The organism is Arthrobacter sp. 10L424, from assembly GCF_056395325.1.
This window is the reverse complement of record NZ_JBFTJH010000001.1, coordinates 520,707-534,503: the sequence shown is the minus strand read 5'-3', so window position 1 is coordinate 534,503 and position 13,797 is coordinate 520,707. Positions and strand designations below refer to the sequence as shown.

Sequence of the window (13,797 nt, the reverse complement as noted above, 5' to 3'; positions counted from 1 at the left end):
GATGGAAGCCATCAGGGCCATATACTCAGTTTGCTTCTTGTCCTTGCTTACCTTCTATTATCGCGTAACAACGCGGCTGTAGCTAATCGTTGGACTTTCCGACGCGCCGCGTGGGGCCGGGCCGGCGGCCGGAAAAGGTGCCGCGCGTCACGGCGGATAGTCCCCTCCGCCGGGCAACGGCGCCCAGGCCCACAGCCAGACGATCCAGACAATCTGCAACAGCACGAACATGATGACCACCGTGCCGCGGTATGCGCGGGACCGGGAGATGAATGCCGCACTGAGGGCCAGCGGGAAGAGCGGGAGCAGCATCCGGAACGTGCTGGTCTGCGGGTGCAGGAAGAGCAGCAGGTAGCCCATGTAGCAGGCGCACCAGAGCCGCAGCTCCATGCCCAGCGCCCGCACCGGGCGGCACATCATCAACAGGGTGAACAGTGCCACAAAGAGGAACGGCGCCAGCACCCCCAGTACCGGGCCGAAGAGCAGGATGCCGGTGTCGAACCAGGGCTTGAACGGCACCAGGTCATGCCCGCGCCACACGGTCTCGGTCTTCGTGTAGGCCTGGATGTCGCCGGTGACGGCCCAGGCGATGGCCGGCCACAGGAGGGCGCCGATTCCACTGACCGCCGTCAGCCCCGCCAGCGACCCGAGCTGGCGGCCGCTGTGCGGCACAAGCTCGGGCTGCCCCGCCTCCCGCCCGCCGGGGGCCTCCCCGCGTGCGGGTTCCCGGCCTGCGGAGTACGCCTGCCACAGCCGGTACAGGAACAGCAGCCCCACGGTCGCCGCGAACGGGACGCCGGTCGGCCGGGACAGGCACATCAGCACAACAACGGGCATCGCCCACAGGTAGCGGCGTTCCACCACCAGCAGCAGGGCGGCGGCCAGCAGGAGCAGGTTCAGGGACTCGGCGTACGGCACCTGCAGCACGGGCGAGACGGGAAAGGTGGCCACGAACACGGTTGCCCAGAGCGCCGTGCGGTGCAACGCCTTGAGCCGGAAAAGGCGGTAGATGACCAGTGCCGCTCCCAGCCCGGACACCATGGCGATGAGCGTCAGCGTGAACGCCGGGGGCAGGCCGGTCAGCCCGGCGACCGCCCGGCCCAGGAAGGGAAAGAGCGCGTAGAACGCCCAGGCGTTCTCCTGCACGTTGCCGGACCCGTCGGTCGGGAGGACCTCCGGGTAGCCGTTCTGGAGGGCCTCGCCGTACCAGCGGGCGTCCCAGATATTGACGAAGGACCAATAGTCCGGCTTGGCGGGAAACCAGGGGTTGACTCCCTGGTGCAGGGCGGCGGCCATAAAGATGCAGGCGCTGACGAGCCGGGCCGCCACATAGAGTCCGCCCACCTGAACCCACCAGGGCCAGCGCGCGACGCGGGCGCCGGCTGCCGCTGCCACGCCCCAGGCCGCGGCGGTAGGGCCTTGCAGCGCCGGGCTCCCTGCCCGGTCTCCCACAACGTCGCTCTGTTGCCGCGGTTCAGTCTCCGGAGCCTCCGCCCGGGGGTGTTCACCGCTCACGGAGCCTGCTCAGGTTCGTCCCGGAGGCGTCCCAGTTCGGCGGACAGATCCGCTACGTGCCGGTCCCTGGCGGCGAGCTGGTCCCGCAATTCGTCAAGGACCTGGTCCACCTGGTCCATCCGGTACCCCCGCAGGCCCACTGCAAACCGGAGACGGTCGACGTCGGACGGTTCCACCTCGGCCGGCAGCAGCACGGGCGGGAGGTTGGCGACCGGCTGGTCAAAGCCGTCATCAAGGGCACGCGGGCCCCGCTCGTCCGCCCCGCGTCGGCCGCGGAAGACTTTCGAGGCCCTGCCGGTACCGAGGAGAAACGCGGCGCCGACCAGCGCAATCGCAAGGAAGACCAGGAAGAAACTCACTCCCCCATCGTGCCAGACGGCGGCGGGTCCGGCGGGTGGGCCGTCAGCCCCGCGTGCCGCCCGGGTTTGCGGGCCCGGTCCCGTTGCCGGTGCTGGTGCCGTTGGGGTTCCGGTGCCGGGCCGCCCCTTCCACCACCAGCTCCACGGCGAGCGCCGGATCGTCCACCACCTGTAGCAGATCCAGGTCCTCCTCGGACACCATGCCTTCGGCAACCAGGGTGGTCTTGATCCATTCGACCATCGGGCTCCAGAACGCCGTTCCGAGCAGGACAATCGGGAAGGACGTCACCTTGCGGGTCTGTACGAGGACCATTGCTTCGAAGAGTTCGTCCAGGGTTCCGAGGCCGCCCGGGAGCACGATGAAGCCCTGGGCGTATTTGACGAACATGGTCTTGCGGGCGAAGAAGTACCGGAAGTTGATCCCCAGGTCCACCCACTGGTTCATCCCCTGCTCGAAGGGCAGTTCGATGCCGAGCCCCACGGACACCCCGTTGCCCTGCACGGCGCCCTTGTTGGCGGCCTCCATCGAGCCGGGGCCGCCGCCGGTGATGACGGCCAGCCCGGCTTCGGCCAGTTGCCGCCCGACTTCGACGGCGAGTTCGTAGTTTTGGCTGCCGGGCACGGTCCGCGCCGAGCCGAAGACGCTGACCGCCGGGCCAAGGTCGGCCAGGGCGCCAAATCCTTCAACGAACTCGCTCTGGATCCTCAGGACGCGCCACGGGTCTGTATGGACGAACTGGCCGGGCCCCTTCGTGTCCAGCAGGGTCCGGTCCGACATCGTCACCTTGGCGGCCTTGCGCCGCAGTTCCAGCGGCCCCTTGTGCCGGATCGCGGCAGGGGGCGGCGTGTCGCGGGGTTCGGAGGCGGTCCTGCTGCCAGCCGGCCCGTCGGTCTGGCCAGCTTTCCCCCCGGCCGGCTTTCCGGCGGGCTTCCCGGCTGGCTTTCCGGATGAAGCGGGGGCTCCCTGTGGCTGCGGATCGGTACTCATGCCCACAGGTTAGCGCGGAAATTCGCCCGCGCCCGTCCGGCGCGGCACTGGTGCGCGGGCGGCGGCACCGGTTCCTCCGTCCGGCACCGCCCGCTGCCGGATCCCCCCTCAGGCAGTCTGACCTGCAGGTATCTCTTGAATCACGATCCGTAGGAAGTAGGAGTGATTGCGGTCATAAACCCGTAATGTTCGCTAGATTCTTCTTATGACTACTCAAGTGCCCGGCGACGCGCTCGTCTCCCTGAACGCCGTCAATAAGCATTACGGCCAGTTGCACGTCCTGAAGGACATCAACCTGAACGTCCGCAAGGGCGAGGTTGTTGTTGTCATCGGACCGTCGGGTTCCGGCAAGTCGACGCTTTGCCGGGCCATCAACCGTCTGGAGACCATCGACGACGGCGTCATCAAGATCGACGGCAAGGAACTGCCCGAAGAGGGCAAGGAACTCGCCAAGCTGCGGGCCGACGTCGGCATGGTCTTCCAGTCGTTCAACCTCTTCGCCCACAAGACGATCCTGGAGAACGTCACCCTCGGCCCCATCAAGGTCAAGGGCCTCTCGAAGACCGAAGCCGACAAGGACGCCATGGCGCTGCTGGAACGCGTCGGCGTCGGGCACCAGGCACCCAAACTGCCTGCGCAGCTCTCCGGCGGGCAACAGCAGCGCGTGGCGATTGCCCGTGCCCTGGCCATGAAGCCGAAGGTCATGCTCTTCGATGAGCCCACCTCCGCCCTGGACCCGGAAATGATCAACGAGGTCCTCGACGTCATGATCCAGCTGGCCAAAGAAGGCATGACCATGATCGTGGTCACCCACGAGATGGGCTTCGCCCGCAAGGCCGCCGACCGCGTGATCTTTATGGACGCCGGCCAGATCGTCGAGGATGACACCCCCGAAGAGTTCTTCAACAACCCCAAGAGCAGCCGCGCCAAGGACTTCCTCTCCAAGCTGCTGACCCACTGATCCCTGACGAGTTCGCACCCTGGCCGCCGCAAGGCGGCCGTCCAATGAAAGGAATGTCATGAAGGCATTTTTCCGAAGGAAATCCCTTTTGGTTGCCGCGTCCGCGGCTCTGGCACTCAGCCTGAGCGCCTGCGGCGGCAGCAGCTCCACGTCCAACCCGCCTGTCGCCGAGAAGCCGAGCTTCGCGGCCGACACCACCATGGCCAAGCTTTCATCCGCCGGCAAGATCGTCATCGGCACCAAGTTCGACCAGCCGCTGTTCGGCCAAAAGGGTCTCGACGGCAAGCCCGTCGGTTTCGACGTGGAAATCGGCAAGCTGATCGCCGCCAAGCTGGGCATCCCCGCTGACAAGATCGAGTGGGTGGAGACCGTCTCCGCCAACCGCGAGCAGTTCATCAAGCAGGGCAAGGTCGACATCATCGTCGCCACCTACACGATCAACGACAAGCGCAAGACCGAAGTCGACTTCGCCGGACCGTACTACGAGGCCGGCCAGGCGCTGATGGTGAACAAGGACAACACGACCATCACCAAGCCCGAAGACGTCAAGGGCAAGAACGTCTGCTCCGTGACCGGTTCCACCCCGGCCGCCACGATCGTCGAGAAGTACGGAGCAGTCCTCGTCCCGGCCGCCACCTACTCCGCCTGCCTCGAGCCGCTGCGCAACAAGCAGGTCGAAGCGATCACCACCGATAACGTCATCCTGGCCGGTTTCGTGTCCAAGGAACCGGACGCCTTCAAGCTGGCCTCGGATCAGACCTTCACCAAGGAGCCCTACGGCATCGGCCTGAAGAAGGACGACACTGCGTTCCGCATGTGGATCAACGATCAGCTGGAAGCCTCTGACAAGGACGGTTCCTACAAGAAGGCCTGGGAATCCACCTCCGGAACGGTCATCAAGACCACTCCCGCACTTCCCACGATCAACCGCTACTAGGCAGGTGTGGCGGTTGCCGGGGCACGCGCCCGACGCGGCCCCGGCAACCGCCTTTCCCGTCTCCTGCACCACTCCCGTCAAGGCAGCCTAAGGAACCTATGGACGTCATCATTGATAACCTTCCCGCGTATGTGGACGGTTTTCTCAGAACCCTCTTCCTGTCCGTGGTCTCGGGGATCTTCGCACTGATTTTCGGCACGCTGCTCGCGGCGGCCCGTGTCTCGCCCGTCGCGGCCCTGCGCGGCTTCAGCATGACGTACGTGGAGATCGTCAGGAACACCCCGCTGACCATCGCGTTCTTCTTCGCCGCCGTGGTCCTGCCCCGGCTCGGGGTGACGTTCCAGCAGTTCGAGGTCGCCGCCATCATCGCCCTGAGCGCCTACACCTCGGCTTTCATCGCCGAGGCCGTGCGCTCCGGCGTCAACAGCGTCCCGGTCGGCCAGGCCGAGGCCGCCCGCAGCATCGGCATGAAGTTCAGCCAGGTCCTCACCCTCATCATCCTTCCGCAGGCCCTGCGCACGGTGATCCCGCCCATGATCAACATCCTGATCGCCCTCGTCAAGAACTCCTCGGTGGCAGGTGCCTTCTACGTGATGGAGCTGTTCGGCTACGGCCGCCAGCTCGCCAACGCCAACGGCGACGCCGTGCTGTGGGTCCTCGTCGGCGTGGCCTTCTTCTACCTGCTGATAACCGTCCCGCTTGGCTACGTCGCCAACGTCGTTGAACGAAAGGTGGCGATCGCCCGATGAGCTCGGTCCTTTACGACGTCCCCGGCCCCAAGGCCCGCCGCATCTCACTGATCGGCTCGATCATCGGCGTCATCGCCATCGTCGGACTGCTCTGGTGGGCCATCTCCATCCTCGCCCAGCAGGGCATTTTCGAACCCGAACGCTGGGCCGTCTTCCAGATTCCCGACGTCTGGGTTTTGATCGGCAACGGCATCGGCGCAACCCTCACCGCCGCGGCGGTCGCCGCGGTCATCGCCTTCCCGCTGGGCCTGGTGCTGTGCCTCATGCGCATCTCCGACGTCGCCTGGATCCGCATCCCCACCCGGATTGTGCTGGAATTCCTGCGCGGCATGCCCGTTGTCCTGATGATGTTTTTCGTGCTGCTGGTGTTCGCGACCGGTTCCTTCGTCGCCGTCGTCGCCGGCCTGGTGCTGTACAACTCGGCGATCTTCGCCGAAATTATCCGCGCCGGCATCCAGTCCCTGCCGAAGGGCCAGCGTGAAGCCGGCCTCGCGATCGGCCTCACCAGCTTCGCCTCGCGGCGCAGCATTGAACTGCCCCAGGCAATCCGGCGCATGCTGCCGTCCCTCGTGGCGCAGCTCGTGGTGCTCCTGAAGGACACCTCGCTGGGCTACATCGTGTCGTACGAGGAACTGCTCCGCAAAGTACAGATCATGGCCGACTTCCTCGGCCCGGATTACCTGTTCCCGGTCTTCTTCGTGGCGGCGGCAATCTACATTGCCATCAACTTCTCCGTGTCCCGCCTCGCGATCTGGATCGAGAGGCGCGGCTCCAAGAAGGCCGCCGGCGGCATGGTGCACGTTCCCGTCGCCGGGATCCCCGCCAAGTAGTCCGCAGCAGGCGGGGCGGGCGCAGGCTGCTCCTGACACAGAAAGGTCCGGAATCCCGAGAGGGGTTCCGGACCTTTTGTGTTGCCGTTTTCTGTACCTGTATCTGCTCCGCGCCCTAGGCCGTAAGCCAGCTCCGCAGCGCCCGCAGGCATTCGCGGATCGCGTCGGCGTCGACGTGTTCGTTGTCCTTGTGCGCCAGCAGGGGGTCGCCGGGCCCGAAGTTCACCGCCGGGATGCCCAGCTCGCTGAAACGTGCGACGTCGGTCCAGCCGTACTTCGGTTTCGGCTCGGCACCGACGGCGGCGACGAAGGACGCGGCGGCGGGGTGGTTGAGTCCGGGGCGGGCGCCGGCGGCGCTGTCGGTGCGGACGACGTCGAACCCTTCCAGCAGTTCCCGAACGTGCTGTTCCGCCTCGTCCGGAGTCTTGTCCGGGGCGAACCGGTAGTTGATCTCCACGACGCACCGGTCCGGGATGACGTTGCCGGCGGTCCCGCCGTTGACCTTCACGGCGTTGAGGCTCTCCCGGTAGTCCAGGCCGTCCACGGTGACGGTCCGGGGTTCGTAGGCGGCAAGCCGGGCCAGGATCGGGGCCGCGGCGTGGATCGCGTTGCTGCCCATCCAGGCCCGGGCGGAATGCGCGGCTTCGCCCACCGTTGTCGCTTCGAAGCGGATGGTGCCGTTGCACCCGCCCTCCACCGTCCCGTCCGTGGGTTCCAGCAGGATCGCGAAGTCGCCGCCCAGGAGGCTGCCGTGGTTGCGGACCAGCCGGCCAAGCCCGCTCTTGACGGCCTCGACTTCCTCGTGGTCGTAGAAGACGAAGGTGACGTCCTTGTCCGGCTCCGCCCCGCCGTCGAACAGGGCCGAAGCCAGTGCCAGCTGCACCGCGACGCCGCCCTTCATGTCGGTGGCACCGCGGCCGTAGAGGATCCCCTCGCCGGGCGCTCCTGACGGCCAGTACGACGGGACGGTCCCCAGGGACCCTTCCGTGGCCGGCAGGGGTACCGTATCCAGGTGGCCGGCCAGGATGACACGCTCGGCACGGCCCAGGTTGGAGCGGGCGATGATCGAATCGCCGTCGCGGACCAGCTCCAGCTGCGGGATCGAGCGGAGGGCATGCTCCACGGCGTCGGCCAACTCCCCCTCCGCACCGGAAACGCTGTTGATGTCGAGGAGCCTGGCGGTCAGCAGTGCCACGTCCTGGTGCAGGTCCAGGCGGGCGGCGTGGGGGCGGGAATTCGGGTTCGCGTTCAAGTCCGGGGCAGTCACCGTCCCACTTTATCCGCTGTCCTCCCCCAGCCCCTGCCCATATGTCACAGGTTTCGGGGTGGGCGGACGCCGTCTATAGACTTGTGGCATGACTGAAACCGCTTCTTCCGCTGTGCCCGCAGACACCCGCTCCGCCTATGGCTATGGAGTCGCCACAATCGCCACCGGCAACGGTGCAGCCACCGTGCTGGACGTCTGGTACCCGGCACCGGCGCTCGGAACAGCGGCGGAGAACCTCCGCGACGTGGCCAACGCGGACCAGTCGCTGCTCGACATCGCCAGCACCGGGGCCGACGCCGACCGCGGCACCGAGCAGCAGGTCGTGTTCGTGCAGATCCACCTCGACGAGGCCCCGGCCGACACTGCCGACGCCTACCTGCGCCTCCACCTGCTCTCGCACCGCCTGGTGCAGCCCAACAGCATCAACCTGGACGGGATCTTCGGCAAACTCCCCAACGTCGTGTGGACCAACTTCGGGCCGGCCGCCGTCGAGGGCTTCGAACTGACCCGTGCCCGGCTGCGCAGGCGCGGCGCCGTCACCGTCTACGGCGTGGACAAGTTCCCCCGCATGGTGGATTACGTCATCCCCTCCGGCGTCCGGATCGCCGACGCCGACCGGGTCCGCCTCGGCGCGCACCTGGCCGAGGGCACCACGGTCATGCATGAAGGCTTCGTGAACTTCAACGCGGGCACCCTGGGCACGTCCATGGTGGAAGGACGCATCTCCGCGGGCGTCGTCACCGGTGACGGGTCCGACGTCGGCGGCGGCGCCTCGATCATGGGCACCCTGTCCGGCGGCGGCAAGGAGAAGATCTCCCTGGGCGAACGTGTGCTGCTGGGCGCCAACTCGGGCGTGGGCATCAGCATCGGCGACGACTCCGTCGTCGAGGCCGGCCTCTACGTCACCGCCGGAACCCGCGTCCGCGTCGTCGGAGCCAAGGACGCCGACGGCGAGGACACCAGCCAGATCGTCAAGGCCGTCGAGCTCTCCGGTGTCCCCAACCTGCTCTTCCGCCGCAACTCCTCCACCGGTCAGGTCGAGGTCCTCCCGCGCAAGGGGCAGACCGTCGAACTCAACGAGGCGCTGCACACCAACTAAGGTTGGTTGCGGACAGCCGGACCGTTAGAAGAATGCACCGGCCCGGAAGGGCCTGAGGGAGTCGTTTCGTGGCACGCAGACGCAGCTTGCGCCGTTGGATCGTGCTGCTGCTGACCCTGGCGATGGTCGTGGGCGGCATCTACACGGCGGTCGCCTTCGTGCAGCGGTCGGAGGTCCTCATCAGCGAACGCTGCACGGCTGCCGGCGGCGGCAGCGCCGAACTCGCGACGGACCAGGCGGCCAACGCCGGCCTCATTACCGCCGTCGCCGTCCGCCGCGGGCTCCCGGCCAGGGCAGCCAGCATCGCGCTGGCTACGGCCATGCAGGAATCCAAGATCCGGAACATCAGCCACGGCGACCAGGCCGGCCCGGACTCCCGCGGGCTCTTCCAGCAGCGCCCCTCGCAGGGCTGGGGCACCACCGAGCAGGTGATGGACCCCTACCACGCCAGCAACGCCTTCTACGATGCCCTCGTGAAGGTTCCCGGCTACCAGACGCTGGACATCACCGACGCCGCCCAGCGCGTCCAGCGCTCCGCGTACCCCGACGCCTACGCCCAGCACGAGGTCATGGCCCGCGCCTTCGCTTCCTCGCTGACCGGACAGACCGCCGCCGGCCTCGACTGCTCCCTGCGCGCCCCCGAGGAGGCCGGAGACCCGGCCGTAGTGCAGGAGCGCCTGGCCGCGGCCTTCGGCGGCGATCCGGCGTCCCTGGATGGCAGCACCCTCGTGCTGAATGCCGAGGGCCCCCGGGCCTGGGCCGTCGCGCAGTGGGCGGTTGCCAACGCCAAGGCGCTGTCCATCATTGACGTCCACACGGATGGCCGCGGCTGGACGCGGCAGGACCGCAACGGCTGGCAGCCCTCCGACGTGCCGGCGGGTCAGGTCCGGATCACTGTCGCCGAAGCACCGGCGCAGTAAGCCGGCCGCAGTTAAGCCGGCTCAGACCAGCAGGTCCACCACGGGCTGCACGTAGCTGCGGAAAAGTTCGGGCTGGGACAGCAGGTCGGAGCTCATGATGATCTTGTCGGGCTCCAGATACCAGGCCCGCGGCTCAGCCAGTGGCAGCTCGATGATGGTCAAAGAGAAGTCGTTGGCGGCCCGGCCGACTTCGAGCAGCCGGTCATCCACCATGTCCTGGAGCAACTGCACCCCGCCGGCGGCCTCGCGTTCGGCTTCCAGGGCCAGGTACTCGCCGCGGCGCTCCCGGGCCCACGACAGGGCGGCCCCGAAATGCGCCTGCAGCACACGCCGGAGGGCCGGGGAATTGCTGAAGCTCCGGAAGCCGGGCGGGCCCAGTTCCGGAGACATCTCGGGATGCGCCTTCAGGAGCTGCTCCCACCAGGCTTCCCACTCGGTCTTGAGCGCGCTCTGCCCGCCGACCTCGGAGATGAGGTGGGCGTGGTCCGCAGGACGGATCTTCGGTGCCGCGTGGCAGAGTGCCGGATGCCCAGCGCTGTCCAGGCCGGCGGCGTCGCGAACGTAAAGTGCAATGAGCATCGGACCCGAAGTGTCCATGGTGATCCGCCAGCCCGGCCCGCCTGTGTGGTGCATCCAATTGCCTCCTTGGCAAGACGTACGTTCCCAGTCTATTCCTCAAGCAAACGCACGTTAATGACTGCCAGCGTAGCTGCCCAGTCCGGTGAGATGGGACTCCAGCACGTCGCCGCACATCTGTGCGGTCATCCATTCGGGCTGCAGAAGGGCGTGCATGGTGAGCCCGTCCAGGGTGGCCAGCAGCCGCTCCGCCTCGGTGACCAGCCGCTGTTGGTCCACAGTTCCGGTGCTGGCGGCGGACGACACCTCCATCACAAGCCTCCCGACGATCGCAGCGACGGCGCGGTGGCTCCGGTCGGCTTCCGCGGCCAGGAACGGCTTGGTCCTGGCCGCGTTTTTGAACGCCATCCAGACACACGCGTCGACCGCGCGTTCGTCATCGAGGGGAAGCAGCTCGCCCAGCAGGGTTAACACGCCCTGGTGGTGTTCCGGGGTCCCGGGCTGTGCCTCCGCGAGGCGGTCATCCGCAGCCGTCAGGCGGCCAACAATCCGGTCCACGACGACGCCGAAGGAGTGGGCCAGGAGTTCATCACTGCTGGCGAAGTAGTGCCGGACAGATCCGACGGCCAGTTCCGCCTCGTCCGCGACTTCGCGGAGCGAAGCCCTCTCGAGTCCGTCTGCTGCGACGATCCGGAAGACCGCTTCGACCACTTCCTGGCGCCGCAAAGCGGCGTCGACAAATTTGGGCATTAGTCTTTTTTAGCACGGATGTGTGCCCGACGGCGGCGGGCCACACCGGCCGGCAGGCTTCCCACCTGCGCAAATACCGAAATTTCCCGTGCCGGCGCTGGTCCCGGACACAACGACGCCGGCCGCGCACCCTCGAAAGGTGCGCGGCCGGCGTGGTGCTGCCGTGGGGGTGGCTGACTACACCGAAGGGTAGTTGCGCTCCGGCTCGCCGATGTAAAGCTGGCGCGGACGGCCGATTTTGGTGTTGGGGTCGCTGATCATTTCACGCCACTGTGCGATCCAGCCCGGAAGGCGGCCGATCGCGAATAGCACGGTGAACATCTTCTCCGGGAAGCCCATGGCCTTGTAGATCAGGCCGGTGTAGAAGTCCACGTTCGGGTAGAGCTTGCGCTGGATGAAGTAGTCATCATTCAGGGCCTTCTCTTCGAGGCGCAGGGCGATGTCGAGGAGTTCGTCGTTGCCGCCGAGCTTCGTGAGGATCTCGTGGGCGGTGGCCTTGACGATCTTGGCGCGCGGGTCATAGTTCTTGTAGACGCGGTGCCCGAAGCCCATGAGGCGGACGCCGTCTTCCTTGTTCTTGACCTTTTCCATGTAATCCTCGGGCCTGGTGCCGTCGGCCTGGATCTGGCGCAGCATCTTCAGCACGGCCTCGTTGGCGCCGCCGTGGGCGGGGCCGAAGAGGGCGTTGATGCCGGCGGACACGGAGGCGAAGAGGTTCGCGTTGGAGGAGCCGACCAGCCGGACCGTGGAGGTGGAGCAGTTCTGCTCGTGGTCGGCGTGCAGGATGAGGAGCAGGTCCAGTGCCTTGGCGACCACCGGGTCCACCTCGTACTGCTCGGCGGGCAGGCCGAAGCTCAGGCGCAGGAAGTTTTCCACGAGGTTGTGGGAGTTGTCCGGGTAGAGCATGGGCTGGCCGATGCTCTTCTTCAGGGCGTAGGCGGCGATGACCGGCATCTTGGCCAGCAGGCGGTAGGTGGAAACTTCCACCTGCTCGGCGTTGAAGGGGTCCAGCGAGTCCTGGTAGAACGTGGAGAGCGCGGACACGGCCGAGGACAGCACGGGCATCGGGTGGGCGTCGCGCGGGAAGCCGCTGAAGAAGCCCTTCAGCTCTTCGTGCAGCAGGGTGTGGTGGCGGATCCGCTGGTCGAATGCTTCCAGCTCCGTGGCGCTCGGCAGGTTGCCGTAGATCAGCAGGTAGGAAACTTCGAGGAAGCTTGAGTGCTGGGCGAGCTGCTCGATCGGGTAGCCGCGGTACCGCAGGACACCGGCGTCGCCGTCGATGTAGGTGATGGCGGAGGTGGTTGCGGCGGTGTTCATGAAGCCGGGGTCAAAGGCCACGGCGCCGGTCTGCTTCAGCAGCTTGGAAACGTCGTAGCCTTCGTTTCCTTCTACAACCTGGATGCGCGGGAGTTCGAGCTCGCCGCCGGCATGGCGCAGGGTTGCGCTGGTGGTCTCAGTCATGGAGTCTCCTCTGAGGCGTCGGGGCCTCTGTAGAAAGCTGGTCCAACTTCTGGTGAAGCCGCCCACGGAACCTGTTTTAGACACGGATTCCAACGGCTGCGCTGCCTTCTTGTGGAAAGCCACCATTGATAGTCAGTTAAAAACTACCGGCAGTTTCCGGGTGGCACTAATCCAAGGCCCTCCGTAACCACCTAAAACGCGCCAGTTGTGGTACGCGTCACAGCATTGTTACGGCCCTGTGGCCAGACGGGCGGCCGCGGCGTCGATCCGCTCGTCACTGGCCGTCAGCGCGACGCGGACGAATCCGTTGCCGGCGTCGCCGTAAAACACGCCCGGGCCGACGACGATCCCGCGGTCCGCGAGCCGGCCGACCGTATCCCAGGTGGCTTCGCCCGCGGTGGCCCAGAGGTAGAGTCCGGCCCGCGACTCGTGGATGGCCAGTCCGAAGCGCTCCAGCGCAGGCACGAGCCGTTCCCGGCGTCCGCGGTAGAGATCCTTCTGGGCCTGGACATGGGCGTCGTCGCCAAGGGCCACCCGCATGGCTTCCTGGACGGGGTACGGGACGATCATGCCCGCGTGTTTGCGGCTGTTGACGAGGTTCGCCATGATGGCGGGGTCCCCGGCGACAAAGGCGGCGCGGTAGCCGGCCAGGTTGGACTGCTTGCTCAGGGAGTACACCGCCAGGAGGCCCTCATGGGAGCCTTCCGCGACGCGCGGGTCCAGGATGCTGGGCACAGGCGTGCCGCCGCGCTGGACATCCCATTCGCCCCAGCCGAGTTCGGCGTAGCACTCGTCCGAGGCCACGACGGCGCCGAGTTCCCGGGCCTGCCGGACGATCCGGCGCAACGATTCGGCGTCACGGACGCTGCCCGTCGGGTTCGCCGGGGAGTTGACCCAGACCAGGCGCACCCGCGCGCGGGTGGCGGCGTCGAGCTCATCCAGGTCGTCCGCGGCGATGTGCTCCGCACCGGCGAACGTGGCGCCGATGTCATACGTGGGGTACGCAACCGTGGGGCGGACGACGACGTCGCCCGGTTTGAGGCCGAGCAGGAACGGGAGCCAGGCCACGAGTTCCTTGGAGCCGACCGTGGGCATAATGTCCTGCGGGTCCAGGCCGGGAACGCCGCGGCGGCGTTCAAACCACGCCGCGATGGCCTCCCGCAGCCCGGCTGTGCCGTGGACCGTGGGGTAGCCGGGGGCGTTGGCTGCTGCGCGCAGGGCGTCCTGCACCACCTCGGGGGTTGCGTCCACCGGGGTTCCAATGGACAGGTTGGCTGCCCCCCCGGGGTGTTCGGCGGCCCTGGCGAGGTACGGCGCCATGGCTTCCCACGGGTAGTCAGGCAGGCTGAGGCCGAAGCTGCGCAGCGCAGAGGTCACCGGGGACC

General features: G+C 67.1%; 14 protein-coding genes. 6 read left to right on the top strand and 8 right to left on the bottom strand.

Features of this window, described 5'->3' with window-relative positions; translation table 11 throughout:
* Positions 1-147: 147 nt before the first annotated feature.
* From AC1DC5_RS02530 to AC1DC5_RS02520, 3 genes are all read right to left on the bottom strand, one after another.
* Positions 148-1,395 (bottom strand): hypothetical protein, encoded by a 1,248-nt coding sequence (locus AC1DC5_RS02530; RefSeq protein WP_476864161.1) that lies wholly within the window; start codon positions 1,393-1,395, stop codon positions 148-150.
* 116 nt (positions 1,396-1,511) lie between these two features.
* On the bottom strand, positions 1,512-1,874 hold the full coding sequence (locus tag AC1DC5_RS02525) for a DivIVA domain-containing protein (protein WP_441404476.1): 363 nt from the start codon (positions 1,872-1,874) through the stop codon (positions 1,512-1,514).
* Between the two features lie 43 nt (positions 1,875-1,917).
* Complete coding sequence (locus AC1DC5_RS02520) at positions 1,918-2,652, bottom strand: LOG family protein (protein ID WP_476864160.1); 735 nt, start codon at positions 2,650-2,652, stop codon at positions 1,918-1,920.
* 415 nt (positions 2,653-3,067) lie between these two features.
* Here AC1DC5_RS02520 and AC1DC5_RS02515 point away from each other — a divergent pair, with 415 nt between their 5' ends.
* The 4 genes from AC1DC5_RS02515 to AC1DC5_RS02500 all read left to right on the top strand — a co-directional run bounded on the left by AC1DC5_RS02515 (position 3,068) and on the right by AC1DC5_RS02500 (position 6,339).
* Entirely contained in the window at positions 3,068-3,823 is a 756-nt protein-coding gene (locus tag AC1DC5_RS02515) for an amino acid ABC transporter ATP-binding protein (protein ID WP_056425621.1), read from the top strand.
* Positions 3,824-3,881: 58 nt separating this feature from the next.
* The gene (locus AC1DC5_RS02510) at positions 3,882-4,760 is read left to right on the top strand and encodes a glutamate ABC transporter substrate-binding protein (RefSeq protein WP_476864061.1); all 879 of its coding nucleotides are present in this window, start codon (positions 3,882-3,884) and stop codon (positions 4,758-4,760) included.
* 98 nt (positions 4,761-4,858) lie between these two features.
* Positions 4,859-5,509: an amino acid ABC transporter permease gene (locus AC1DC5_RS02505; protein WP_476864060.1), complete on the top strand. Its 651-nt coding sequence runs from the start codon at positions 4,859-4,861 to the stop codon at positions 5,507-5,509.
* Entirely contained in the window at positions 5,506-6,339 is an 834-nt protein-coding gene (locus tag AC1DC5_RS02500; protein WP_476864059.1) for an amino acid ABC transporter permease, read from the top strand. The genes AC1DC5_RS02505 and AC1DC5_RS02500 overlap by 4 nt, the downstream gene beginning before the upstream one ends.
* 115 nt (positions 6,340-6,454) lie before the next feature.
* Here AC1DC5_RS02500 and dapE read toward each other — a convergent pair whose 3' ends face one another.
* Positions 6,455-7,606 carry a succinyl-diaminopimelate desuccinylase gene (gene dapE / locus AC1DC5_RS02495; RefSeq protein ID WP_476864058.1) on the bottom strand — a complete coding sequence of 384 codons (1,152 nt, stop codon included), beginning with the start codon at positions 7,604-7,606 and terminating at the stop codon, positions 6,455-6,457.
* Positions 7,607-7,694: 88 nt separating this feature from the next.
* Here dapE and dapD point away from each other — a divergent pair, with 88 nt between their 5' ends.
* Both dapD and AC1DC5_RS02485 read left to right on the top strand, forming a co-directional pair.
* Positions 7,695-8,705, top strand: a complete 1,011-nt coding sequence (gene dapD / locus AC1DC5_RS02490; RefSeq protein ID WP_476864057.1) for a 2,3,4,5-tetrahydropyridine-2,6-dicarboxylate N-succinyltransferase — start codon at positions 7,695-7,697, stop codon at positions 8,703-8,705.
* 68 nt (positions 8,706-8,773) lie between these two features.
* The gene (locus AC1DC5_RS02485) at positions 8,774-9,625 is read left to right on the top strand and encodes a hypothetical protein (protein WP_476864056.1); all 852 of its coding nucleotides are present in this window, start codon (positions 8,774-8,776) and stop codon (positions 9,623-9,625) included.
* Between the two features lie 21 nt (positions 9,626-9,646).
* Here AC1DC5_RS02485 and AC1DC5_RS02480 read toward each other — a convergent pair whose 3' ends face one another.
* The 4 genes from AC1DC5_RS02480 to dapC all read right to left on the bottom strand — a co-directional run bounded on the left by AC1DC5_RS02480 (position 9,647) and on the right by dapC (position 13,789).
* Positions 9,647-10,258, bottom strand: coding sequence for a hypothetical protein (locus AC1DC5_RS02480; protein ID WP_441404469.1), 612 nt, complete (start codon positions 10,256-10,258; stop codon positions 9,647-9,649).
* Positions 10,259-10,315: 57 nt separating this feature from the next.
* Entirely contained in the window at positions 10,316-10,951 is a 636-nt protein-coding gene (locus tag AC1DC5_RS02475) for a TetR/AcrR family transcriptional regulator (RefSeq protein ID WP_476864055.1), read from the bottom strand.
* Between the two features lie 177 nt (positions 10,952-11,128).
* Positions 11,129-12,412, bottom strand: a complete 1,284-nt coding sequence (locus tag AC1DC5_RS02470; protein ID WP_441404467.1) for a citrate synthase — start codon at positions 12,410-12,412, stop codon at positions 11,129-11,131.
* 228 nt (positions 12,413-12,640) lie between these two features.
* Complete coding sequence (gene dapC / locus AC1DC5_RS02465; RefSeq protein WP_476864054.1) at positions 12,641-13,789, bottom strand: succinyldiaminopimelate transaminase; 1,149 nt, start codon at positions 13,787-13,789, stop codon at positions 12,641-12,643.
* Between the last annotated feature and the right edge of the window lie 8 nt (positions 13,790-13,797).